The 21,764-nt window shown below is 70.9% G+C and carries 16 protein-coding genes and 1 pseudogene; 6 read left to right on the plus strand and 11 right to left on the minus strand.

Annotated features, from left to right (window positions below; all coding sequences use genetic code 11):
* Nucleotides 1–70: 70 nt before the first annotated feature.
* The 3 genes and pseudogenes from ABZX96_RS11535 (at nt 71) to ABZX96_RS11545 (ending at nt 4,754) form a co-directional block, all read left to right on the plus strand.
* Nucleotides 71–1,732, plus strand: a complete 1,662-nt coding sequence (locus ABZX96_RS11535) for a sugar ABC transporter ATP-binding protein (RefSeq protein WP_355541667.1) — start codon at nt 71–73, stop codon at nt 1,730–1,732.
* Between the two features lie 55 nt (nt 1,733–1,787).
* Nucleotides 1,788–3,751, plus strand: a pseudogene (locus ABZX96_RS11540) (substrate-binding domain-containing protein).
* Nucleotides 3,752–3,848: 97 nt separating this feature from the next.
* Nucleotides 3,849–4,754, plus strand: coding sequence for a ribokinase (locus tag ABZX96_RS11545; RefSeq protein WP_355541670.1), 906 nt, complete (start codon nt 3,849–3,851; stop codon nt 4,752–4,754).
* Between the two features lie 348 nt (nt 4,755–5,102).
* Here ABZX96_RS11545 and ABZX96_RS11550 read toward each other — a convergent pair whose 3' ends face one another.
* The 8 genes from ABZX96_RS11550 to ABZX96_RS11585 form a co-directional block, all read right to left on the minus strand.
* The gene (locus ABZX96_RS11550) at nt 5,103–6,671 is read right to left on the minus strand and encodes a nitrilase-related carbon-nitrogen hydrolase (protein WP_355541673.1); all 1,569 of its coding nucleotides are present in this window, start codon (nt 6,669–6,671) and stop codon (nt 5,103–5,105) included.
* A gap of 125 nt (nt 6,672–6,796) precedes the next feature.
* Nucleotides 6,797–7,891: a DUF1152 domain-containing protein gene (locus ABZX96_RS11555; protein ID WP_355541676.1), complete on the minus strand. Its 1,095-nt coding sequence runs from the start codon at nt 7,889–7,891 to the stop codon at nt 6,797–6,799.
* Between the two features lie 224 nt (nt 7,892–8,115).
* Entirely contained in the window at nt 8,116–8,601 is a 486-nt protein-coding gene (locus tag ABZX96_RS11560) for a hypothetical protein (RefSeq protein ID WP_355541679.1), read from the minus strand.
* 258 nt (nt 8,602–8,859) lie between these two features.
* Nucleotides 8,860–10,173, minus strand: coding sequence for a pyroglutamyl peptidase (locus ABZX96_RS11565; RefSeq protein ID WP_355541682.1), 1,314 nt, complete (start codon nt 10,171–10,173; stop codon nt 8,860–8,862).
* Nucleotides 10,174–10,656: 483 nt separating this feature from the next.
* Nucleotides 10,657–11,916 carry a VCBS repeat-containing protein gene (locus ABZX96_RS11570; RefSeq protein ID WP_355541685.1) on the minus strand — a complete coding sequence of 420 codons (1,260 nt, stop codon included), beginning with the start codon at nt 11,914–11,916 and terminating at the stop codon, nt 10,657–10,659.
* The gene (locus ABZX96_RS11575; protein WP_355541688.1) at nt 11,913–12,641 is read right to left on the minus strand and encodes a hypothetical protein; all 729 of its coding nucleotides are present in this window, start codon (nt 12,639–12,641) and stop codon (nt 11,913–11,915) included. The genes ABZX96_RS11570 and ABZX96_RS11575 overlap by 4 nt, the downstream gene beginning before the upstream one ends.
* On the minus strand, nt 12,638–13,837 hold the full coding sequence (gene wecB, locus ABZX96_RS11580; RefSeq protein ID WP_355541691.1) for a UDP-N-acetylglucosamine 2-epimerase (non-hydrolyzing): 1,200 nt from the start codon (nt 13,835–13,837) through the stop codon (nt 12,638–12,640). The genes ABZX96_RS11575 and wecB overlap by 4 nt, the downstream gene beginning before the upstream one ends.
* 64 nt (nt 13,838–13,901) lie before the next feature.
* Nucleotides 13,902–14,693, minus strand: a complete 792-nt coding sequence (locus tag ABZX96_RS11585; RefSeq protein ID WP_355541694.1) for an SDR family NAD(P)-dependent oxidoreductase — start codon at nt 14,691–14,693, stop codon at nt 13,902–13,904.
* Nucleotides 14,694–14,853: 160 nt separating this feature from the next.
* Between ABZX96_RS11585 and ABZX96_RS11590 the strand changes: the two genes are divergently transcribed.
* Nucleotides 14,854–15,636: an SDR family oxidoreductase gene (locus tag ABZX96_RS11590; protein ID WP_355541697.1), complete on the plus strand. Its 783-nt coding sequence runs from the start codon at nt 14,854–14,856 to the stop codon at nt 15,634–15,636.
* Nucleotides 15,637–15,833: 197 nt separating this feature from the next.
* Here the strand turns inward: ABZX96_RS11590 and ABZX96_RS11595 are convergent, their stop codons facing one another.
* Both ABZX96_RS11595 and ABZX96_RS11600 read right to left on the minus strand, forming a co-directional pair.
* Nucleotides 15,834–17,036 carry an acyltransferase gene (locus ABZX96_RS11595; protein WP_355541700.1) on the minus strand — a complete coding sequence of 401 codons (1,203 nt, stop codon included), beginning with the start codon at nt 17,034–17,036 and terminating at the stop codon, nt 15,834–15,836.
* Nucleotides 17,037–17,354: 318 nt separating this feature from the next.
* Entirely contained in the window at nt 17,355–17,765 is a 411-nt protein-coding gene (locus ABZX96_RS11600; protein WP_355541703.1) for a MarR family transcriptional regulator, read from the minus strand.
* 164 nt (nt 17,766–17,929) lie between these two features.
* On the opposite strand from ABZX96_RS11600, the gene ABZX96_RS11605 reads away from it, so the two are divergent.
* Both ABZX96_RS11605 and ABZX96_RS11610 read left to right on the plus strand, forming a co-directional pair.
* Nucleotides 17,930–19,153, plus strand: a complete 1,224-nt coding sequence (locus ABZX96_RS11605) for an MFS transporter (RefSeq protein ID WP_355541706.1) — start codon at nt 17,930–17,932, stop codon at nt 19,151–19,153.
* A 319-nt stretch (nt 19,154–19,472) separates the two neighbouring features.
* Nucleotides 19,473–20,288: an alpha/beta hydrolase gene (locus tag ABZX96_RS11610; protein WP_355541709.1), complete on the plus strand. Its 816-nt coding sequence runs from the start codon at nt 19,473–19,475 to the stop codon at nt 20,286–20,288.
* 85 nt (nt 20,289–20,373) lie between these two features.
* On the opposite strand, the gene ABZX96_RS11615 is transcribed toward ABZX96_RS11610, so the two are convergent.
* Complete coding sequence (locus ABZX96_RS11615) at nt 20,374–21,735, minus strand: phosphomannomutase/phosphoglucomutase (protein ID WP_355541712.1); 1,362 nt, start codon at nt 21,733–21,735, stop codon at nt 20,374–20,376.
* Between the last annotated feature and the right edge of the window lie 29 nt (nt 21,736–21,764).

Consider the following 21,764-nt stretch of genomic DNA (forward strand, 5'->3'; position numbering starts at 1 on the left):
CCAGGCGCAACCAGGCACGACCAGCCACAACCAGGCACGAGGACCAGGACCGACAAGAGAGGGGCAGCGCATGACCGGCGTCAACGACGACGTACCGGGTGGCCGCGAACTGCTGCGCGTCGAGGGGGTGACGAAGTCGTTCCCGGGCGTGCGGGCGCTGGACGGCGTGGACCTGAGTCTGCGCGCCGGCGAGGTGCACGTCCTGCTGGGCGAGAACGGCGCGGGCAAGAGCACGCTGATCAAGATGCTCTCCGGCGCGCACCGCCCGGACGAGGGCCGCATCCTGGTGGACGGCGAAGAGGTCGCCATCCGTTCCGCGCAGGACGCCGAGCGGCTCGGCATCGCCACCATCTACCAGGAGTTCAACCTCGTCCCCGGGCTCACCGTCGCCGAGAACATCTTTCTCGGACGGCAGCCGCGCACCGCCCTAGGGCTCGTCGACAAGAAGACGATGCGCGCCCGCGCGGCGGAGCTGCTGCGGCGTGTGCGGCTGGACGTCTCCCCGAACACCCCCGTCGCCGAACTGGGCATCGCCCGCCTCCAGATGGTGGAGATCGCCAAGGCGCTCAGCCTCGACGCGCGCGTCCTGATCATGGACGAGCCGACGGCGGTCCTCACCTCCGAGGAGGTCGAGACGCTGTTCGCGATCGTCCGCGAGCTGCGCTCGTCCGGCGTCGGGATCATCTTCATCACCCACCACCTGGAGGAGATCGGCGCGCTCGGCGACCGGGTCACCGTCCTGCGCGACGGCCGCTCGGTGTGCGAGGTCCCCGCCCGGACGGACGAGGACGAGCTGATCCGCCTCATGGTGGGCCGGGACATCGCCGAGCAGTACCCCCGGCAGCGCCCCGACGAGCCCGGCGCCCCGCTGCTGCGGGTGCGCGGCCTGGGCCGGAAGGCGCCGGGGGCCGCCGGGCCGGTCTTCGAGGGCATCGACTTCGAGGTGCGGGCCGGCGAGGTGGTCGGCCTGGCCGGGCTCGTCGGCGCCGGGCGTACGGAGGTGGCGCGGGCGATCTTCGGCGTGGACCGGTACGACACCGGGACGGTCGAGGTCGACGGCGTCCCGCTGCCGCGCGGCGACGTGCGGGCCGCGATGCGCGCCGGGCTCGGCCTCGTCCCCGAGGACCGCAAGGCCCAAGGGCTCGTCCTGGACGCGACGTTGCAGGACAACCTCACGCTGGCCCGGCTGGACCGCGACGTGCGGGGCGGCCTGGTGGACCGGCGCGCCCAGCGGCGCGCGGCGGACCAGGTGGCCGCGCGGCTCAAGGTGCGGATGAGCGGGCTCCAGCAGACCGCCCGCACCCTCTCCGGCGGCAACCAGCAGAAGATCGTCATCGGCAAGTGGCTGCTGACGGACACCAGGCTGCTGATCCTCGACGAGCCGACGCGCGGCATCGACGTCGGCGCCAAGGTCGAGATCTACCAGCTCATCAACGAACTGACGGCCTCCGGGCACGCCGTACTGATGATCTCCAGCGATCTGCCGGAGGTCCTCGGGATGAGCGACCGGGTGCTGGTCATGGCCCAGGGCCGACTGGCCGGCGAGCTGCCGGCCGGGGAGGCCACGCAGGACGCGGTGATGGAACTGGCCGTGCAGACGGGCCCCAAGGGCACCGAGCCATCGGGCCCCAAGGGCACCGAGCCATCGGGCCCGAAGGGCGCCCCGGCCGCCACCACCGGTAAGCACCACACGAAGGATCAGAGCGCGATGGAGGGCTCCGATGTCGGCTGAGCTGAAGACGGGAGCCGCCGCGGAGGCGGCGGGACGGGCACCATCCACGGACGGCATCGGCCCGTGGTTCACCCGGGCGGTTCTCAAGAACGGCCCCTTGGGCGGCCTGATCGCCTTGGTCGTCGTGATGGCGATCCTCTCCGGGGACTTCCTCAACGGGCAGAACCTGCTCAACGTCGGCGTCCAGGCGTCGGTGACCGCGATCCTCGCCTTCGGCGTGACCTTCGTGATCGTCTCGGCGGGCATCGACCTGTCGGTCGGCTCGGTCGCCGCGCTCTCCGCCACCGTCGTCGGCTGGGCGGCCACCCAGCAGGGTCTGCCGGTCTGGCTCGCGGTGGTCCTGGGACTCGCGGTGGGCGCGGCGGCCGGACTGGTCTCCGGCGCGCTGGTCGCGTACGGGCGGCTGCCCGCCTTCATCGCGACGCTCGCGATGCTCTCGGTCGGGCGTGGTCTCGCGCTGGTCATCTCCGGCGGCTCGCCGATCGCCTTCCCCTCGTCCGTCAGCGCGCTCGGCGACACGCTGGGCGGCTGGCTGCCGGTCCCGGTGCTGGTGATGATCGCCATGGGGCTGATCGCGGCGCTGGTGCTGGCCCGTACGTACACCGGCCGCGCGATGTTCGCGATCGGCGGCAACGAGGAGGCGGCCCGGCTCTCGGGCATCCACGTCAAGCGCCGCAAGCTGGTCATCTACGCGCTGTCCGGCCTGTTCGCGGCCGTCGCCGGCATCGTCCTGGCCTCCCGCCTGACCTCCGCCCAGCCGCAGGCCGCCGTGGGTTACGAGCTGGACGCCATCGCCGCCGTCGTCATCGGCGGGGCCAGCCTCTCCGGCGGCTCCGGCAAGGCGTCCGGCACCCTGATCGGCGCGCTGATCCTGGCCGTGCTGCGCAACGGCCTCAACCTGCTGAGCGTCTCGGCGTTCTGGCAGCAGGTGGCCACCGGCCTGGTCATCGCGGTCGCCGTCCTTCTGGACACGCTGCGGCGCCGGAGCGCGCGATGAGGGCGCGGGGGACGCGGACGGAGCGGACGACGGGCCGGGGGATGGAGGCCCCTACGAGGTCGGCCCGGATGACGGACCGAGGGACGGGGCCCCGTATGAAGTCGGCCCGGAGGCGGGCGGTGCTCGTCGCGACGGTCGCCGTGGCGCTGACCGCCACCGTGTCCGGATGCGACCGGGGCGGCAACACCCACCTCGGGCTCGCGCTGTCCACGATGAACAACCCGTTCTTCGTCGGCATCAAGGAAGGCGCCCAGGCCGAGGCGGACGCCCGCGGCCTGAACATCAACATCACCGACGCGCAGAACGACCCCACCCAGCAGATCAACCAGATGGAGACCTTCACCAGCCAGAACGTGAAGGCCGCCATCATCAACCCCGTCGACTCCGACGCCGCCGTCCCCGCCGTGGGCGTCGCCAACCGGGCCGACGTGCCGGTGATCTCCATCGACCGCGGGGTCAACGGCGGAAAGGTCGGCTCCACCATCGCCTCCGACAACGTCGAGGGCGGGCGGCTGGCCGCCAAGAAGCTGGCCGACGCGCTCGGCGGCAAGGGCAAGGTGGCGTTCCTCGAAGGCCAGCCGGGCACCTCGGCCGCCCGCGAACGCGGCAAGGGTTTCGAGGAGGGCATCAAGCGCTACCCGGGCATCCAGGTGGTCGCCCGCCAGCCCGCCGACTTCGACCGCACCAAGGGCATGGACGTGATGTCCAACATGCTCCAGGCCCACCGCGACCTCGACGGCGTCTTTGCCGCGAACGACGAGATGGCCCTCGGCGCGTCCAAGGCCCTGGGCGCCAGGTCCGGCAAGGACGTCAAGGTCGTGGCGTTCGACGGCACACCGGACGGTGTGGCGGCGGTCCGCGCGGGCACCCTGACCGCGACCGTGGCCCAGCAGCCCAGACTGCTCGGCAAGCAGGCGGTGCGCTGGGCCCTGAAGGCGGCGCGCGGCGAGAAACTGCCGCACGAGATCAAGGTGCCGGTGGTCCTGGTGACGGCCCGGAACGCGAAGCAGTACGAGGGCTGAGGGCCGCCGGGGCAGGGGGTGGCGGTTCTCCATCCGTCGGCCGCCCGATGTGATCTTTGAACGAGTGACGGACGATCCCGTGGGAGAGAAGAAGCCGATGTATGACGTACTGGTGGTCGGTTCGGCCAACGCGGACCTGACCGTCCGGGTGGACCGGCGCCCCGGCGCGGGCGAGACCGTGCTCGGCACGGACCTGGACGAGTCGGCGGGCGGCAAGGGCGCCAACCAGGCCGCCGCCGCGGCGCGCCTGGGCGGCCGTACGGCCCTGCTGGCCCGGATCGGCGGTGACGCGTACGGCGAACTGCTGCTGGACGCCCAGCGCGCGGCCGGCACCGACGTACGCCACGTGATCACCGACGCCGGGGCCCGCACCGGTACCGCGATGATCATCGTCGGGCCGGACGGGGACAACAGCATCGTCGTCTCGCCCGGAGCCAACGCCGCGCTCACCCCCGAGGACGTGGCGGCGGCCAAGGACGTCATCGCGGCGGCGGCCGTCGTCTCCCTGCAACTGGAGACCCCGATGGAGACGGTGCGGGCCGCCGCCGCCACGGCCGTCGAGACCGGCACCCGCGTCGTCCTCAACCCTTCCCCGGTGCCCGCCGACCTGCCGGCCGACCTCCTCGCCGCCGCCGACCCGCTGGTGGTCAACGAGCACGAGGCCCGGCTGCTCTCCGGCCTGGACGACGGCTCCCCGCAGGAGTGGGCCCGCGCCCTGCGCGCGCGGGGTGCCCGTTCGGTGGTGGTCACCCTGGGCGGTGCGGGCGCCTTCGTGCTGGACGCGGCGGGGGAGGAGACCGCCGTCCCGGGCGAGCGGGTGGAGGTCGTGGACACGACGGGCGCGGGCGACGCGTTCACCGGCGCCCTCGCGGTCCGCCTGGCCCGCGGGGACGCGCCGGCCGAGGCGGCGCGCCTCGCGGTCCGGGTAGGCGCGGCGGCCGTGACCCGGGCGGGGGCACAGGCGTCGTACGAGGTGCTGGGGGAGCTGGCCTTCGGCGAGTGAGGGCCGGACCACCGGCCCGGCGGCAGCGTCGTCCGGCGCACCCGCGCGGGGAGGCGGCAGCCGACGCCTCCCCGCCTCCGCCCCCAGGCAGGAGGCCGGAGGGAAGACGGACGCTGCGGCCCACCCCGACGCCAGGCCGGGCCCAGGCCACGGCGGCACCGCTGAACGGCAGGACTGGGCGACAGGGCTGAACGACACCGCTGCGCGACGCCGCCGGGCGATCCCCGTATCAGGGGGCCGGTATCGCCTCAGTCTCCGGCTCGCCCGAACCGGAGGGTTCCTTCGGGCCGTACAGGGCGTGCGGGGCTGAACGACGCCCCTGCGCGACGCCGCCGGGCGACCCTCGTATCAGAGCGCCGGTATCGCCTCCGTCTCCGGCTCGTCCCGACCGGAGGGTTCCTTCGGCCCGTACAAGGCATGCGGGGCGCCCGTGAGCAGGGCCCAGTAGCGGTCGCCGTAGGACCAGTGCCACCACTCGGTCGGATAGTTGACCAGCCCGGCGGCCGACAGGGCGGCGCCGAGGACCCGACGGTTGGCGCGGGCCGTCTCGGAGATGTTGGGCGCCTCGGTGTAGCAGGCGCCGTCGCTCTGCTCCGGGGTGGCGTCGAGGGGCGTGCCCATGTCCACGAGGGTGCCGTCGGCCGTGACGAGCGTGAGGTCCACGGCACCGCCCGCGCAGTGCGGCGCCACCTCGGGCGGCGAGACATAGCGGCTGGCGGCGGCGCGCAGCTCGTCCGCCGTCCACTCCGGATGCGCGGCGCGCAACTCCTCCTCGTACTCCGCGAAGTACCGGCGCTGGAGGGCGGGCGGCCGGTACCCCTCCACGACGAGCAGCCGCAGCCCGTCCGGCAGCAGTTCCTGCGCCTTGAGCAGCCGCAGCAGCAGCCCCTCCCGCAGGTGCGCGAAGGCCCCGTCCTCGTCCTCCCGCATGACGTCCAGCCGCAGGGCGGGGGCCTCGGACCGCAGGTCGAGCAAGGGCTCGCCGCTCTCCACGACGGGGATCGCGGCCACCCGCGGGTCCGACATCAGAGTGATGGCGGCCGGTCTGTCACCGCTGGTGGTTCCCGTACCGGAGGCCACTTCCCCGTCCACCGCGAGCCCGCCCCCACCGGCTCCCCACGCGCCATCCGGACCCGAACCCACCTCCACCAGCACCAGCCGGGGCCCCTTGGCCACCTCCGCCGCACGTCCCGCGTCGGTGATCTCCGTGGCCCGCGCCACCTGCTCGCCCGAAGGCGACCACGCGCCACTGTGGCCGCAGGCCGGGCCGGCGCTGCCGACGCCGGTGCCGTTGGCGAGCACCACGTACAGGCCGTTGTTCCGCGCCAGATCCGCGTACTGTGCGACGCGCTCGGGCGTGCCGTGGAACGAACTCGCCAGGTACACCTGGCACCCGTCAGCGGCGGCGGACGCGGCGACCTCCGGGAAGGCGTTGTCGTAACACGTCGCCAGCGCGAAGCGCAGCCCGTCCAAGGCGAACCGGCCCTCGGCCGCCCCGGGCACGAACACATCATTCTCCGGCCCGTACAAATGCCGCTTGTCGTAGCGCGTCAGCAGCTCACCGTCCGGCCCGAAGACGAAGGACGCGATGGCCAACCGCACTCCCACCGCCACCTCATCGGAACCGTCCGCCCCCACCGGCCCACCGACCCGCCCCGGCGCGTTGACCACCGCCGCGACCCCCGACGCCCGACAGGCCTCGCGGACCGGAGCGAGCCGGACGTCGTCCGCGGTGACCGACAGCCGCTCCGGCTCGGCCGCTATGGCACCCAGCTCGTAATGCGTCAGAGCCAACTCGGAGAAGACGACCAGACGGGCACCGCGCCCGCCGGCCTCGGTGACGAGCGCGGCCATCCGCGCGGCGTTGGCATCGATGTCCAGCGGCGCGGAGGCGAATTCTGCTGCGGCGACGATCATTGCCCCATCATGCCCGCTGCCACTGACAACGCCGGGCGTGAACGACCGCTCGCTCCCACCCCCGCCGGTCCCCGAGCCCCGCTCACATCAGGCCTTGCGGAGTCACTCAGCCTTTGGGGAGTCACTCAGCCATTGGACGGGACGCGCCACAGGGGAGCCGCGTACTGCTCCGGGCGATTGTTGATGAGCAGTCGGCGCAGGGCGTCCCTGTGCGAGCCGCTGAGGTGCAGGGCTTCGGTGATGTGGCGGAACGTCGTATGGGTGACCCCACGGGCCCGGGCCTCGCTCTGGAACCGGTCGAGTCGCGTCAGTACGTCGTCGGGCTCCAGCTTTGTCGACGGCTGCCCGGTGAGCCGCGCTGCCTTTCCGCGCTCGTAATCGATCTCCGAGAAGCCGCAGACCTCGCGGCTGTACGCCTCGGCCTCGTCCAAACTGGTCGTCGCGGTGATGGCGCGGGCCAGGCGGTTCCGGCCGATCGCGTCGTCCAAGTCGACTTCGTGCGCCGTGGCTCCCTCGTCGGTGAGGCCAACGGGGAGGTTGGCGTCGCGTACCTCGCAGATGCCGCGGACTCCGCGGGCCGTCGCGGCGAGCATGGCTGTCGCCTCCGAGGGGTGCCACTCCAGCACAGGACCGATCGCCTCCACGTCCTTCGCCGTAAAGACATGAACGAGGGATCCGAACAGGGGCCGCAGTTCATCGGGTGGGACCTCGCCGTCCAGCCCCGGGCCTGCGACCAGCAACCGGATCGGGGCGTTCACCTGGCAGCAGGCGGCAAGCGTGAGAGCGTCGGCGAGCGGGCTCTTTAGCGTCGGTTCGTCGCCCCTGGCGAGAATGTCTCCGCCGACATCGAGAAGGTCGATCGAGGACGGAGCCAAGCGGTGTGCCATCTCCTCCAGTTGGCGCGTAATGCCCACGGCACCGTGGTGCGGGTCGAGCAGAGCGAAGGTGTGCGGGAGCTCAGCCGCGAGCCGGGGGAGCGTAGAGCCCGCTGGGGCGATCGGCCGGGCTTCGGCCGGTACCGACCAGACGGAGCGAGTGACGGGTTCGAGTCCCGCGAAACTGTCGGGTCCTCGGGGCCCCGGGACAGGGTCGACCAGGAGGCGGTCCCAGGCGTAGGTGAGAATCACCGCGTGGTCCTCGTCGCCGTACAGGGCGGCGTGAAGCATCGCGGCGGCGACTGCGTCGCCCCCGCCTCCTGCTGCGACGATCAATCGCGTCATGCGCTGAACGTTACGGGCTTGGCCGCCTACCCCATAGTGGCCATCGGCACAGCCACTTCACGGGGAGGGCAGGTGCCGAAGGCCCGCCGAAGACCGATGAGGCTCAACCTCGGCCGGAGTATCTCCGGGCCCTCTAAAGGTTTCGGTGCCGCCATACCCATAAGTATCGCGGCACCGAAATTCTGCGTGGTTCTCGCCGCATCAAGCGGCACGCGCCCTGACGATTAGTAAATGGTGAACGACGTACCGGTCACGAGCGTGCCGCCGAAGGTCGCGGACACGCGAGGGGGGAGCTTTGCTTGGCTGCACACGGCGCTTCCGCCGGTGGTCCAGCAAGCTCGCGCGGTGTACTTGCCGGTGTAGTAGCCGCTGCGGTAGGGCCAGTTGCCCCGCGCGGTTCCGGCGGAACCATAGAACCCTTGGTGGGCGTAGGGGACTTTACCGCTGTAGTAACAGCCGTCGTCGCTTCCGCAGCTGTTCTTGACGCTTATGGAATTCTCGATCCGGGCCCCGATGATGTGGCCGGTAGCCGGGTCGATCGTCACGGAATTGGCCCGGCCGGAGTCCAGCAACTCCTGTTCCTCGGCGCTGAGATACGGGGACTTGACCGGCTCGCTTTGTTCCACCGCCTGGGCCGAACCCGCTCCTAACGCGGCGAGCGCGACCAAGGCCACGGCCCCCTGCGACAGACGACGCGCGAGAAGACGCATGGCTGTCTCCATTCTCTGAAGTTGTCAGCAGTGATCGCATCGCACCGTACAGGGCATCGGCGCTTTGCAGTGTCATGTACACGAAAACCACACAAGATTGGCAGGTCCGGCGCAGCGGCGTTCCCGCGATCCTCGCCTCTTGGCCATGGCGTAGCGGTCATAGTGGTCATAGCGGAACGAAACCGCGCCAGGGCGACCCATGGGGAAGACAGTGGCCGCACGCGGGCTTCGTCGACGCGCACGCGCCGGACGTGGGCCTTACGACGTCCCGCCCCGTGCCCCCGACAAGGCGGCGACGAGGATCGAGCGGATCTGACCGGTGATGGCGGTCCGGTTCCGTACGAAGACGGGATCGGTGACCGTGCCGGTCGCCGGATCGGTATTGCCGGGCCCGAACTCCAGGACCGGCGTGTGCACATGCCCGCCCGGAACGTTCAGGCGCACCGCGTCCCGCAGGAGGGTCGCCCGGTAGGCGATCTCGTTGGAGAGGTAATCCCCGCCGCCACCGGCGCGGGCCGTCGAACCCGGCGTCGGGCCGTTCGGCCGCTGCACGGGCTTGTCGCCGCCCGCGGGGATCTCCGTGACGGAGGTGTTGTCGTGCACCGGGAACGGTCCGGTGCCGGCCGCGATGATCTTCTCGTAGGGGAGCGTGGTGCTCGTCCACTGGGGCTGCGGGCGCACGGTCGGGACACCGCGCGGAATCGGCGCGAGCTCGGGCTGCCCCTCCCGGGCGTTGTCCGCGGCGCCGCCGCGCCAGGCGCCGTTGGTGCGCTCCAGGTCGAAGCGGCCGGGGCGGCCCTGGCTGATCGTGGTGAACAGGTCCACCCGGCGCGGCCCCCGGAAGTGCGGCAGCAGCGTCCGCTCGACCGTGCCCCGAGCGAAGTCCGCCCAGCGCACCGGGAAGACGGCGGTCTCGACGCGGGCGAGCCGCCCGGAGGCCGTCCGCACGGTCGTTCCGTCCAGGGCGAGCGCCGCCGCGCCCGAAGGGTTGCTGCGCCGGATGTCGCCGTCCAACTGGAACGGGTCGAAGCCGGTCACCACCACCCGCAGGACGTGCTTGCCGCCGGGCAGATTGATGGAGTCCTGGCCGCGCGAACCCCGCTCCAGCGCATCGATGAGCGCCGCACGCCGGGCCCCGGACAGCGGGAAGTCCGGCTGCCAGGTGCGCAGCGCCTTGGTCATGGCCAGCCGCGCCCAGTACAGCGGCCGGTCGTCGTCCCGGCTCAGGTCGCCGCCGGCAGGCCCGCGCCCCTGCACGCGGTCCACGGCCCGTCGCCACAATTCCCGTCCCGCGTGCGCGGCGTACCGCTCGGCCGCGTGGTACGAACCGATCCGCGTCAGCCCGTGAGCGAACCGCTCGGCCGGCCGGTCGAAGCCGCTCCGCCGCAGGATCTCCTGGGGCACGGCCTCGGCCAGCCGCTGCTCCTCCACGGTGGGCGACGCGACACCGGACTCGCGGACCTTGGTCGACGCTGCGACGGACGGGGACGCCGCCGCGAGCGGCAGGGCAAGCGGCAGGACAGTGATCAACGCGGCGCCGAACAGCCCCGCCTTGGTGCGTATGGGTCTCATGGGGCGAATGAAACCCTCCGGGACGCCGTGGGGGGAAGAGGGCGGTGCGAAGGCGCGTCCGTCGGGCGCGGCGGCGGGTTCGTCTCTGGGGGCTGCCGTGGGCCGGGTGGCGGTCTCGTTTACGGCGGGGGAGGCGGGCGTGGAGCAGAGGGCGGTGCGGAGGTATGCGCGTGGGCTCGTACGGAGGGGGTGCGCCTCCCGGAGCTGCCGTGAGGCGGAGTGGTGTTCTGGCTCGTGGGTGGGGAGGCGGGCACGAAGTGGGGGGCGGTGGGGGGTAAGTGCGGCGGGTGCGCCTCCCGGAGCTGCCGTGAGGCGGAGTGGTGTTCTGGCTCGTGGGTGGGGAGGCGGGCACGAAGCAGGGGGCAGGCGGTGGGGGGTAAGTGCGGCGGGTGCGCCTCCCGGAGCTGCCGTTGACCGGAGTGCAGTGCCGTTCTCGCTCACGGCGGGGGGAGGCGGGCACGGAGTGCCGCCTCCCCCGTTGCGTCAGCGGTCCTTTCGCGCCGTCTGGTTCTGGTAGAGCATCAGCTTCGCGTCCTTGGCGACGTAGTAGTTGTCCACTGCGTAGGCGATCGTGGCGAAGTCCAGGCGTCCGTCACCGTTGAAGTCTCCGGTCGCGATGCGGGCGACGGATTCGTCGGCCACGCGCCACTTGGTGAACACCCCGTTCTCCAAGTCGATCGCCTTGTAATACATCACTCCCTGCCAGGGCCACGGGCCCCGCAGGGCCACCAGGAACTCGTCCTCGCCGTCTCCGTCGAAATCGGCGCAGACGATCTGGTGCCCGGGGCCTTCGCCGTTCTCGTTCGGGTCGCCGTAGACGTCGAGGAGGAACCGCTTCCACGAGGGTTCCTTTTCCGTCCCCTTGGAGTCCTTGACGTATACGGCCACCGTGTTGCCGTGGAAGGGCTCGACGGCCGCCACATACGCCATGGGGTCGTCTCCCACGCGGCCGGCGTCCAGGTCTCCGCTGCCGCGGAAACCGGTCTGCTGGAACTGGGTCAGTTCGCCCGTTCCGATCAGGACGCGCTGCCAGCTCTGCGTGGGTTCGTCGAAGTACAGCCAGGTGACGCCCTCGTCCGACGCGAGCAGAATCGACTCCAGGTCGGAGCCCGGAATCAATCCGCTCTTCTTCTCCGCGCCGTGGATCATCCTGAAGTGCGTGTCGTCGATAACCGTCATCGGCCATTCCTCCGCGGACCGGACATCGTCCGGCTGGGTGAACATGACGACGGGCAGTACGGCATGGACGTCCTCGACGGCCACGATCGGCAGGCCGATGACCTCAAGACGCTCGCGCTGAGTGAAATAACCGACCCGCAGCCGGTGCATTCCGGTGGTGCGCCCGATGTAGTGGCGCTGCCAGCGGTCCTCGGTCTTTCCCGCGTCCCCGGGGTTCTCTATCCAGTCGATTTTGCCGCCCCGCGGGTCCGGGTCGTGGATCGTGCCGATCGGCCCGTACAGCTCGTGGCAGACGATGATGTCGGGGTGGCCGTTACCCGTGATGTCGGCGTAGTCGGCTCCCACCGGCATCCTGACGCGGTCCACGACCAGGCGCCGGGTCCAGTCCGGGTTCTGGTACCAGTAGATCTCCCCGAGCGCCAGGCCGTAGCCGAACAGGTCCGGCTGCCCGTCGCCGTCGATGTCGGGGGATTCCAGCCAGTAACCGTCACGGAGCTGGTCCGCGACGACCTGCGGCGCGAATGTGGGGCGGGTGATCTCTCTCCGGTATTCGGCGGGCTTCACTGCGTCTCCCTGTGGTATTCGACGGCAAGCCACACGCTGTCGGTGTCCGCGTAGTACTGGTGCCACGGATACCTGAACGAGCCGTCCGGCTGAAGTGAGCAAAAGGGCTGTGGCGTTGTGTAACCAGGAGCCATGTAAAGGTCTTCGTACAGGCTTTTGTGGTCGCGTTCGCGGAACTTCTGCATGCGGCCGTTGCCGAGGACCTGGGTGTGCACCTCGATGAAGCCGTGTTCGTTGTGGATGGCGCAGTCGGTACCGGCCGGTGCGAACCACAGGTTCACCTGGACCCGGAATCTCTCCGGATTCCTCGCCGGTGCCTCGTCGCCGCCGAGGACGGCCGCCGCGTCCATGAGCACGTGCCCCGCGGGGGACTGGGGGCCGCGCCACAAGGGGATGCCGGCGGGGAACGCGTCCGGGTTCCCGGTGGTCTCGGCCAGGATGTCGCCGAGTGTGGCCCATCCCGGTTCCCGGGTGGTGCGGTGGGCGAGGGCGCCGTCGTGGACACGCAGCAGGACGACGGATTCCGCGCGGCGGATCACGGTGTCGACCAGCACGGTGGAGTGGAAGGGCGGCAGCGGCTTCGCCGGGTCCCCGTCCACGAGAGCCGGCCGGGTCCCGGTGTTGACGACGATGCGGCGCCCTTGGACGAGGAAGTCCTCGGCGTCCTCCAGCAGGTGCACGTCGATCTCGGACGTGCCGCAGGAGAGCGGGGTGGTGCGGTTCACCGGACCTCCGCCAGCACGCTGTCGGAAACCAGCGCGGAGGCGGCGGCGTCGATCTCGCTGCCCGGGACGAAGGGCGGAACCGCCGGTCCCTGGCCGAAGAAGCGGGCGAGCGCGCCGACCGTGCGTTCCGCCGCCCTGCCGTCTCCGTAGGGGTTGGCGCTGGTGGCCATGCGCCGGTAGTTCTCGTCGCTGTCCAGGAGCGAGGCGACCTCCGCCACCAGGCGGTCGGTGGAGCGGCCCACCAGCCGTGCGGTGCCGGCGACGACGGCTTCCGGGCGCTCGGTGATGTCACGCAGCACCAGGGTGGGCTTGCCCAGGGCGGGGCCCTCCTCCTCCGCGCCGCTGCTGTCGGAGAGGATGATGTCGCAGCGCTGCATCAGGCGGCAGAAGCTGAGGTAGTCCAGCGGGTCCACCACGGTGATGTCGGGGTGCCCCGTCACGATGGGGAGCATGGCCTCGCGGACGACGGGGTTGCGGTGCAGCGGCAGGACGACGCGGGTGTCGGAGCGGTCGGCGATCCGCACCAGGGCGCGTGCGATGTCGGGAATGTGCGCCCACCCCTCGCGGCGGTGGGCCGAGGCGAGGACGATGCGGCGGGGGTCCTCGTCGAGGTCCTCCAGGCGGGGGTCGCCGTAGCCTTCGGCCTTGTCCGCCGCCCAGCGCAGGGCGTCGATGACGGTGTTGCCGGTGACCACGATCCCCTGCTCGGCGATGCCCTCGCGGATGAGGTTGGCGCTGTTGCCCGGGGTGGGTGCCAGGTGCAGCGAGGCGAGCTGGCCGACCAGGCGCCGGTTGCCCTCCTCGGGGAAGGGGGAGCCCAGGTCGCCGCTGCGCAGGCCCGCCTCGATGTGCACGACGGGGATACGGTGCTGGAAGCCGAACAGCGCGCCGGCCAGCGTGGTGGCGGTGTCGCCGTGCACCGCCACCGCGTCGACCTGGATGTCCTCCATGACCTTGGGCAGTTCACGCAGGATTCTGTAGGTCACACCGGAGAGCGTCTGCTTCGGCCTCATGATGCCCAGATCTATGTCGGGCTTGAGATCGAAGGCGTCGAGCGTTTCCTCCAGCATCTCCTTGTGCTGCCCGGTGGAGACCACGATGGTGTCGAACCGCGGGTCGTTCCTGAGGGCCTTGATCACGGGCGCGCACTTGATGGCTTCCGGACGGGTTCCAAGAACGATCGCTACTGTCCGCATGTGTGTTCCTTATCGTCTGGCGAGGGGCGAGTTCTGCTCGGCGTTGGCGGGGTGGCCTTGCCTCTCAGGCGACGGGGGTGACGCCACCGTCGATCACGAGGTCGGCGCCGGAGACGAAGGCGGAGAGGTCACTGGCCAGGTACACCGCGAGCGCCGCCACCTCTTCGGGGCTGCCGAGACGCCCGGCGGGAATTTTGTTGATCTCGACATAGCGTCGCAGTGCTGCTTCCTTTTCCATTCCGAACTCTTCCGACAGGGCGTCTGCGATGCCTCCGGGCCGGTCGTAAATGGGGGTCCTGATGAATCCGGGGGACACCACATTGGACCGGACACCGCGGACGGTGAATTCACGGGAGAGGGTTTTGGAGAGCATAACGATAGCGGCCTTGGAGACGCTGTAGTCGGGAAGCCTCGGATTCGGCATCCGGGCGGCTTCGGAAGCGGTGTGGACGAGGGCACCGCGCCCCTTTTCCAGCATGTGGGGTATGACCGCACGCGCCATGCGGACATACCCCATGAGGTTGATCCCGAGCGTGGTCGTCCATTCGTCGTCCGTGACGCCGAGGAAACCATTCTCCCGGACCGGGGCGATACCGGCGTTGTTGTGCAGGACGTCGATGGTGCCGAATTCTTCGAGGGCCTTTTCGGCCACATGCCGCGCTGCGTGTGGCTCGGAGAGGTCGACGGACACGGGAAGGACCCGGCCGGTGTCCGCCAGGGCCTTGAGTTCGGTGGTGTCGATATCCGCGCCCACGACCAGGGCACCTTCGGCGAGGAAGGCGCGGACGCTCGCGAGTCCGATGCCCGATCCGGCCCCGGTCACGATGACGACGCGGCCCGATATCCCGTAGTCCATTGCCTTCTCCTCGGCTTGTCAAGTTTCTTGCACAACGTGCGCTGCGCGGTTGTGGTTTATCGATTGCAGCTACATTCTGTAGGCGGCTGGGACGTTTCTGTCCAGTGCGTTCAATTTTGCTGTGCAATGTTTTCCTCCCCGCGGATCAACAGGAGTCTTCATGCGCATTGATCTCACCGGTCGTACGGCTCTGGTGACGGGTTCCACGGCGGGCATCGGGCTCGCCATCGCCAAGGGGCTGCGGGCCGCCGGCGCCACCGTGGTGGTCAATGGCCGCACTCCGGAACGCGTTCGGGCGGCCATCGAGGAATGCGGAACCGAGGGAATTCGTGGTGTGGCGGCCGATGTCGGGACCGCGGAGGGCTGCGAGGCGCTCATCACCGCGGAACCCAAGGTGGACATTCTGGTCAACAATGCGGGCATCTTTTCCCCGCAGCCGCTCTTCGAGATTCCCGACTCCGAATGGGAGCGGTTCTTCGCGGTCAACGTGATGAGCGGCATCCGCCTCGCCCGGCATTACGTTCCGCAGATGGTGGAGCGGCAGTGGGGCCGGACGGTCTTCGTTTCGAGCGAGTCGGCGATTCAGGTGCCGCCGGAGATGGTGCACTACGGCACCACGAAGACGGCCCAGCTCACGGTCGCCCGCGGGATGTCCGAGGCGGTCAAGGGCAGCGGCGTCACGGTCAACAGCGTGCTGCCCGGGCCGACGATGAGTGAGGGCGTCGAGCAGTTCGTGCGCGAGATGGTCGGCGACGAGGTGGAGTCGATGGAGGAGGCCGGGCGGATCTTCATCGAGCGCGAGCGGCCCACCTCGCTGCTGGGTCGGCTGGCCACGGCCGAGGAGGTGGCCAACATGGTGGTGTACCTCAGCTCCCAGCAGGCGGCTGCCACCACCGGCGCCGCGCTGCGGGTCGATGGCGGGGTGCTGCGCGGCGTGGTGTAGCCGACGGTCCGGGTGGCGAAGACGCCCGCCCCACGAAGACGCCCGTCCCACGGTGTGGGGCGGGCGTCTTCGTCTTCGCAACGGGCCGGGCCTGCCGGTGTGGTGGTCGGCCGGCCGGGCCCGGCGGCGCACGGCGGGCGGCCCGGCCCGGCGGCGTGGCACCGTCGGCCCGCCGGGCCGGTCGGCGCGGGACCGGTTCAGCCCACGGGCTCCGGCTCCGGCTCTGCGCCGTGGCCCTTGGGGACGGCGAGGGGGACGGGCCGCGGGCGGGGGCGGCGCGGGCGGCCCCAGCGCCGCATGGCGGGGCGCTCCACGCACACGTACAGGAGCCAGCCGGCCACTTGGCACAGCACGAAGGCGCCCAGTACCAGCAGCAGCGCGGCGGGGGTGGGGAACCGGCGGTCGGCGAGCACCTGCTGGATCCCCAGCAGCACGAGGAAGTGCGTGAGGTAGAACCCGAAGGAGATCTCGCCGAGCCACACCATCTTCCGGCCGCTCAGGCCGGTGGCACGGCCGCTGACGTCGCGGGCCGCCACCGAGGTGATCAGCAGGGCGAGGGGGACGACGGTGGTGGCGTTCAGGCCGAACTGCCAGGGGACGAAAAGGGCCGCCACGTACCCGGCGACCGTCAGCGCCGCCGCGAGCAGTGGGCTGACGGGGATCCACTGCCGGGTCCGGAGGATGCGGGCCATCAGCATGCCGAGCGCGAACTCGAAGAGGCGCAGCGGCGGGAAGTTGTAGGACAGCCACCACTGCCACTCGGACAGGGGCCATTCGGCCAGGTGGGGCGTGCCCGGGACGAGGGTGTATATGGCGGTCTGGGCGACGACCAGGCCGGCGACGACGGCCCCCGCCCACCACCACAGCCGGGCGGCGGGGATCCTCCGCACGACGGTGGCGAGGAGGGGGAAGAGGAGGTAGAAGAGCAGTTCGCTGCAGAGCGACCAGCTGGGCTGGTTGACGCTGACGAAGGTGTCCAGGTCCGGAATCCACGAGTGCAGCAGGAAGAGGTTCGGCAGCCACACGCTGATTCCGGGCATCGTCGAGGCGAACAGCACCATGGCGATGGCCCAGGTGACGACGTGGTTGGGGAAGATCTTCAGAAGTCGGCGCCGGTAGAAGCCGCCCAGCGGTTCTCCGGGGCGTGCCGACCAGGTCATGACGAAACCGCTCAGGACGAAGAAGAAACAGACGCCCAGCCAGCCCGCCTTGCTCAGGACGAGGCTGTAGCCGTGTGCGAAGTCGCCGTCTTCGAACGGGTTGAGCATCTTCGCCAGTGAGGTGTGGAAGAAGAACACCAGGGCTGCCGCGATAAAACGCATGCCGGTGAGGGACGGCAGTTTCGGCGGCTTTTCGAACGTCGTCGGCATGGGCGGGGCATGCGTGGGTTTGCTGCTCACGGATTCCGTTCCTTGGAAATGGACGCTGCCCGGTGACGGGCTGAACGCGTCGTGCGGAGTGGCCGCTTGGCAGAGCGCCGAGCCGCGCTCCTTGCGAACGGCGGCAACGCGGCTAGAGAACCATTTCCCGGCGAATGACGCATCCGGCGGTGTTCGCCGTGACTTTCCGGACGACGCGTTCGGTCATGCGCGGAATCGGCGTCGGGAGGAGCAGAATCTCATGTCCTTTCTTTTTCCTGCCATGACGGCGCGTGCAACTGCGGACGGTCGGCAGTTGCACAGCGCTGCCCCGGTCTCCCGCCCGGGGCCGGAGGAGGGTCATGGGGACTTCTCAAGTGCCTCGACGAGAGGGGCGAGTTCGTCGATGAGGGCCGCTCGGTCCAGGGTTTCGTCGAGGGTGCGGTCGTGCAGGGGCCGGACGCGGTGGAGGAGGTCGGCGCCGGCCTCGGTGAGTTCGGTGTAAACCCGGCGCCTGTCGCTGGTGCACAGTTGGCGTTCCAGCAGGCCGCGTCGCTCCAGCCGGGCGACGAGCCGGGTCGTGGCGCTGCTGCTGAGCGCGGCGGTCCGGGCGAGTTGGTGCATGTGCATGTGCCAGCCGTCCTGGGAGTGGAGGGCGTCGAGGACCGTGTACTCCACTACGGACAAGTCGTGGTGTCGGAGCGCTTCTTCGAGCGCGATCTCCAGGGTGCAGTGCAGCGCCACCAGTCGGCGCCAGCCCCGGACGCGCACTTCCACAGCGTCGTCGGCGATGTAGATGGCTACCTCCCGTTACAGCCCGTCAACTACTCGGCATGTTGCACAGGGACTCTAGTCGCTTGCGCCTTTATGAGGCGTCTGCAATGTTTTCTTACGCCTCAAGTCTTCGCACGCAACGTTGAAAGGTGCCCGTTCCCATGCCACTTGCCCTGCTCGCGCTGGCCATCAGCGCGTTCGCGATCGGCACCACCGAGTTCGTCACCAACGGCCTGCTGCCGGAGGTGGCACAGGACTTCTCCGTGTCCATCCCCACCGCCGGTCTGCTGACCTCGGGTTACGCGCTCGGAGTGGTCGTCGGCGCCCCGGTCCTGACCGCCGTGACGACGCGTCTGAAGCGCAAGAACCTGCTGGCCGGACTGATGGGGCTGTTCATCGCCGGCAACCTGGTGGCCGCCCTGGCCCCCAGTTACGCGCTGCTGATGACGGGCCGTGTGCTGTCCGCCCTGTGCCATGGCGCGTTTTTCGGCGTCGGGTCCGTGGTCGCCGCCGGCCTCGTCGCCCCGGACAAGAAGGCCGGCGCCATCTCCCTGATGTTCACCGGCCTGACCCTGGCCAACGTGCTGGGCATGCCCATGGGCACCCTCCTCGGCCAGCACTTCGGCTGGCGTTCCGCCTTCTGGGGCGTCGTCGCCCTCGGTGTCATCGGTCTGCTCGGCATGCTCGTCCTGGTTCCCGCCAGCGACGAGACCGGTGGCAGCCTGCGCCGCGAACTGGCCGCCTTCCGCCGCCCCCAGGTCTGGCTCGGCCTGGCCGTCACCGCCATCGGCTTCAGCGGTCTGCTGGCCTCCTTCACCTACGTCACGCCCATGATGACCGAGGTGGCCGGGTTCTCCTCGTCCAGCATGACCTGGCTGCTCGCCCTCTACGGCCTGGGCCTGGTGGTCGGCAACTACGTCGGTGGCAAGGCCGCCGACCGGGCCCTGGTGCCCACCATCTTCACCCTGCTGATCGGCCTGTGCGCCGTCCTGGTGCTGTTCACCTTCACCGCGCACAACAAGCCCGCGGCCGTCGTCACCCTCTTCGTCCTCGGCGGCGTCGGCTTCGGCACCATCCCCCCGCTGCAGACCCGGGTGATGCAACTGGCCGGCGGTCCCGCCACCCTGGTCTCCGCCGCCAACATCGCCGCCTTCAACCTCGGTGCCGCCGTCGGCGCGTGGCTCGGCGGTGTCGCCATCGACGCGGGCCTCGGCTACACCTCCCCCAACTGGATCGGTGCCCTCATCACCGCCACCGGCATCGTCCTCGCCGTCATCTCCACCGTGATCGAACGGCGTGGCCGGGGCACCGGCACCGTGACGACCGAGAAGGCGGCACCGCACACCCCGGCGACCGAGACCGCCGACGCCGCGCCCACGGCCTAGTGCCCCTCCCGGCAGGCTCCGCCCCATCGCGCCCCCAGCACGCACGCTCGCGGCACTGGCCAAAAGCCCTGGTAGCTCCGCTACAAGGACGTCCGACTGCCTTGCGATCGCACGCACTGGACGACGCTCCTCTCCGGGCGAGCATCGCCGGTCGCGGCACCAGTGCCCCTCCCGGCACGGTCCGCCCGTCGCTGCCACCAGCCGCCACCGCCCCGCACAGCCCGGCCGCGGCCCTCACCCCCGTTTCAGGGGTCGCGGCCGGCCTCGTCCCCTCACATCCCCCCGCTGCCCCGGGCAGCCACGAGCAAGGGAGTCCCGCATGCCTACCGTCAGCGTTCCGGTCTCGAACGGAGAGAGCCGGGTGGAATACCTGGTGACCGGCTCCGGTCCCGGTCTGGTGCTGGTGCACGGGACCGGCGCCTCGCCCGAGGCCAACTTCGCGGCGCTCATCACCGAACTGCGCGACCGGTACACCATCGTGGCCCCGGTGCTGTCCGGCTCGGGCGCCACCACCGACCCCGGGGGCACCCTGACGGTGGACGACCTCGTGGCGCAGACGCTGGGCGCGGCACAGGCGGCGGGCCTGGAGCGGTACCACCTCGTCGGCCACTCGCTGGGGGCCTCGGTGGCCGCAGCCGCCGCGGCGGCGGTGCCCGAGCGCGTCGACTCGCTGGTGGCACACGCCGGCTGGGTCCGCGCCGACGCGTGGGTGACCTTCCAGTTCGACCTGTGGCTGCGCCTGCTGCGCACCGAGCCGGACCTGCTGGCGCGGATCATCCAGTTGACCGCCATGAGCCCGCGGGCGCTGCGGCTGTCCTCCGCCGCGCGGTTGGAGGAGTCGGCCCGGGGGTTCGCGGAGCTGTTCGACGCCGAGGGGATGGCCCGGCAGGTGGAGGTGAACCTGCGACTGGACCTCACCGACCGGCTGTCCCGCGTCACCGCCCCGACCCTGGTGATCGCGGGCATCCACGACGTGATCGTGCCGCCGCACCACCAGGAGGAAATGGCCGCGTCGATCCCGGGGGCGGAGCTGGTCTCGCTGGACTGCGGGCACGGCCTGCCCTTCGAGGACCCCCAGTTGTTCGTGAAGACGGTGACAGCCCACCTGCGGGCGCACACGTCACGGACTCCGTGAGGCGGGTTCCCGCCGGAAGGGGCGCCGGCCCGCGAACCGGTGAGCCGGTCCGCGGGCCCGGGGCGGCGGGCCCCGCCGGGAGCGCTCAGGCCCGTACCAGGGCCAGCACCTCGTCCCGCACCCGGTTCACGGTGGCCGTGTCCCGCGCCTCGGCGTTCAGGCGCAGCAACGGCTCGGTGTTGGAGGGGCGCAGGTTGAACCACCAGTCGGCGGCGGTGACGGTCAGGCCGTCCAGTTCGTCCAGCTCCACGCCTTCGCGGCCCTCGTAGGCGGCCCTGACCGCGGCGAGCCGGCCGGCCTGGTCGCCGACGGTGCTGTTGATCTCTCCGGAGGCCGCGTACCGGTCGTACCGCGCGGCCAGGCGCGAGAGCGGGCCGTCCTGGCCGCCGAGCGCCGCCAGGATGTGCAGGGCGGCGAGCATGCCGGTGTCGGCGTTCCAGAAGTCGCGGAAGTAGTAGTGCGCGGAGTGCTCCCCGCCGAAGACCGCGCCGGTTCTGGCCATCTCGGCCTTGATGAAGGAGTGGCCCACCCGGGTGCGCACCGGCGTGCCGCCGCTCTCCTCGACGACCTCGGGGACGGACCAGGAGGTGATGCAGTTGTGGATGACCGCGGCGCCGGGATGCCTGGCCAGTTCGCGGGAGGCCACCAGGGCGGTGATGACGGAGGGGGAGACCGGATCGCCGTTCTCGTCCACGACGAAGCAGCGGTCGGCGTCCCCGTCGAAGGCCAGGCCGATGTCGGCGCCCACCTCGCGCACCCGGGCCTGGAGGTCCACGATGTTCTCCGGCTCCATCGGGTTGGCCTCGTGATGGGGGAACGTTCCGTCCAGCTCGAAGTACAGCGGGTCCAGCTCGACCGGCAGGCCCCGGAAGACCGTGGGGACGGTGTGGCCGCCCATGCCGTTGCCCGTGTCCACGACGACCTTCAGCGGGCGGATGTGCGCCAGGTCGACCAGGGAGCGCAGGTGGGCCGCGTAATCGTCCAGCACGTCGCGCCGGGTGACGCGGCCGGTCCGCGCGACCGGCCCGGGGGCGCCGCCCTCGGCCCACTTCTCGACCAGGGCGCGGATCTCGGCCAGGCCGGTGTCCTGGCCGATCGGCGCGGCGCCCGCCCGGCACATCTTGATGCCGTTGTAGCGGGCCGGGTTGTGCGAGGCGGTGAACATCGCGCCGGGGAGGTCCAGCGCGCCGCTGGCGTAATAGAGCTCGTCGGTCGAGCACAGCCCGATCTCGGTGACGTCGGCCCCGCGCGCCGCGGCGCCGCGTCCGAACGCCCGGGACAGCCCCGGCGACGAGGGCCGCATGTCATGCCCGATCACGATCGCGGACGCGCCGGTGACCTCGGCGAACGCCGCGCCGAACAGCTCGGCCAGCGGCTCGTCCCACTGGTCGGGGACCACGCCGCGCACGTCGTACGCCTTCACGATGTCCTCAAGCGGTGTGCTCATCGTTCCTCTCCGGCCAGCGGGGTACGCGG

Source organism: Streptomyces sp. NPDC003077 (assembly GCF_040611095.1).
Taxonomy (GTDB): domain Bacteria; phylum Actinomycetota; class Actinomycetes; order Streptomycetales; family Streptomycetaceae; genus Streptomyces.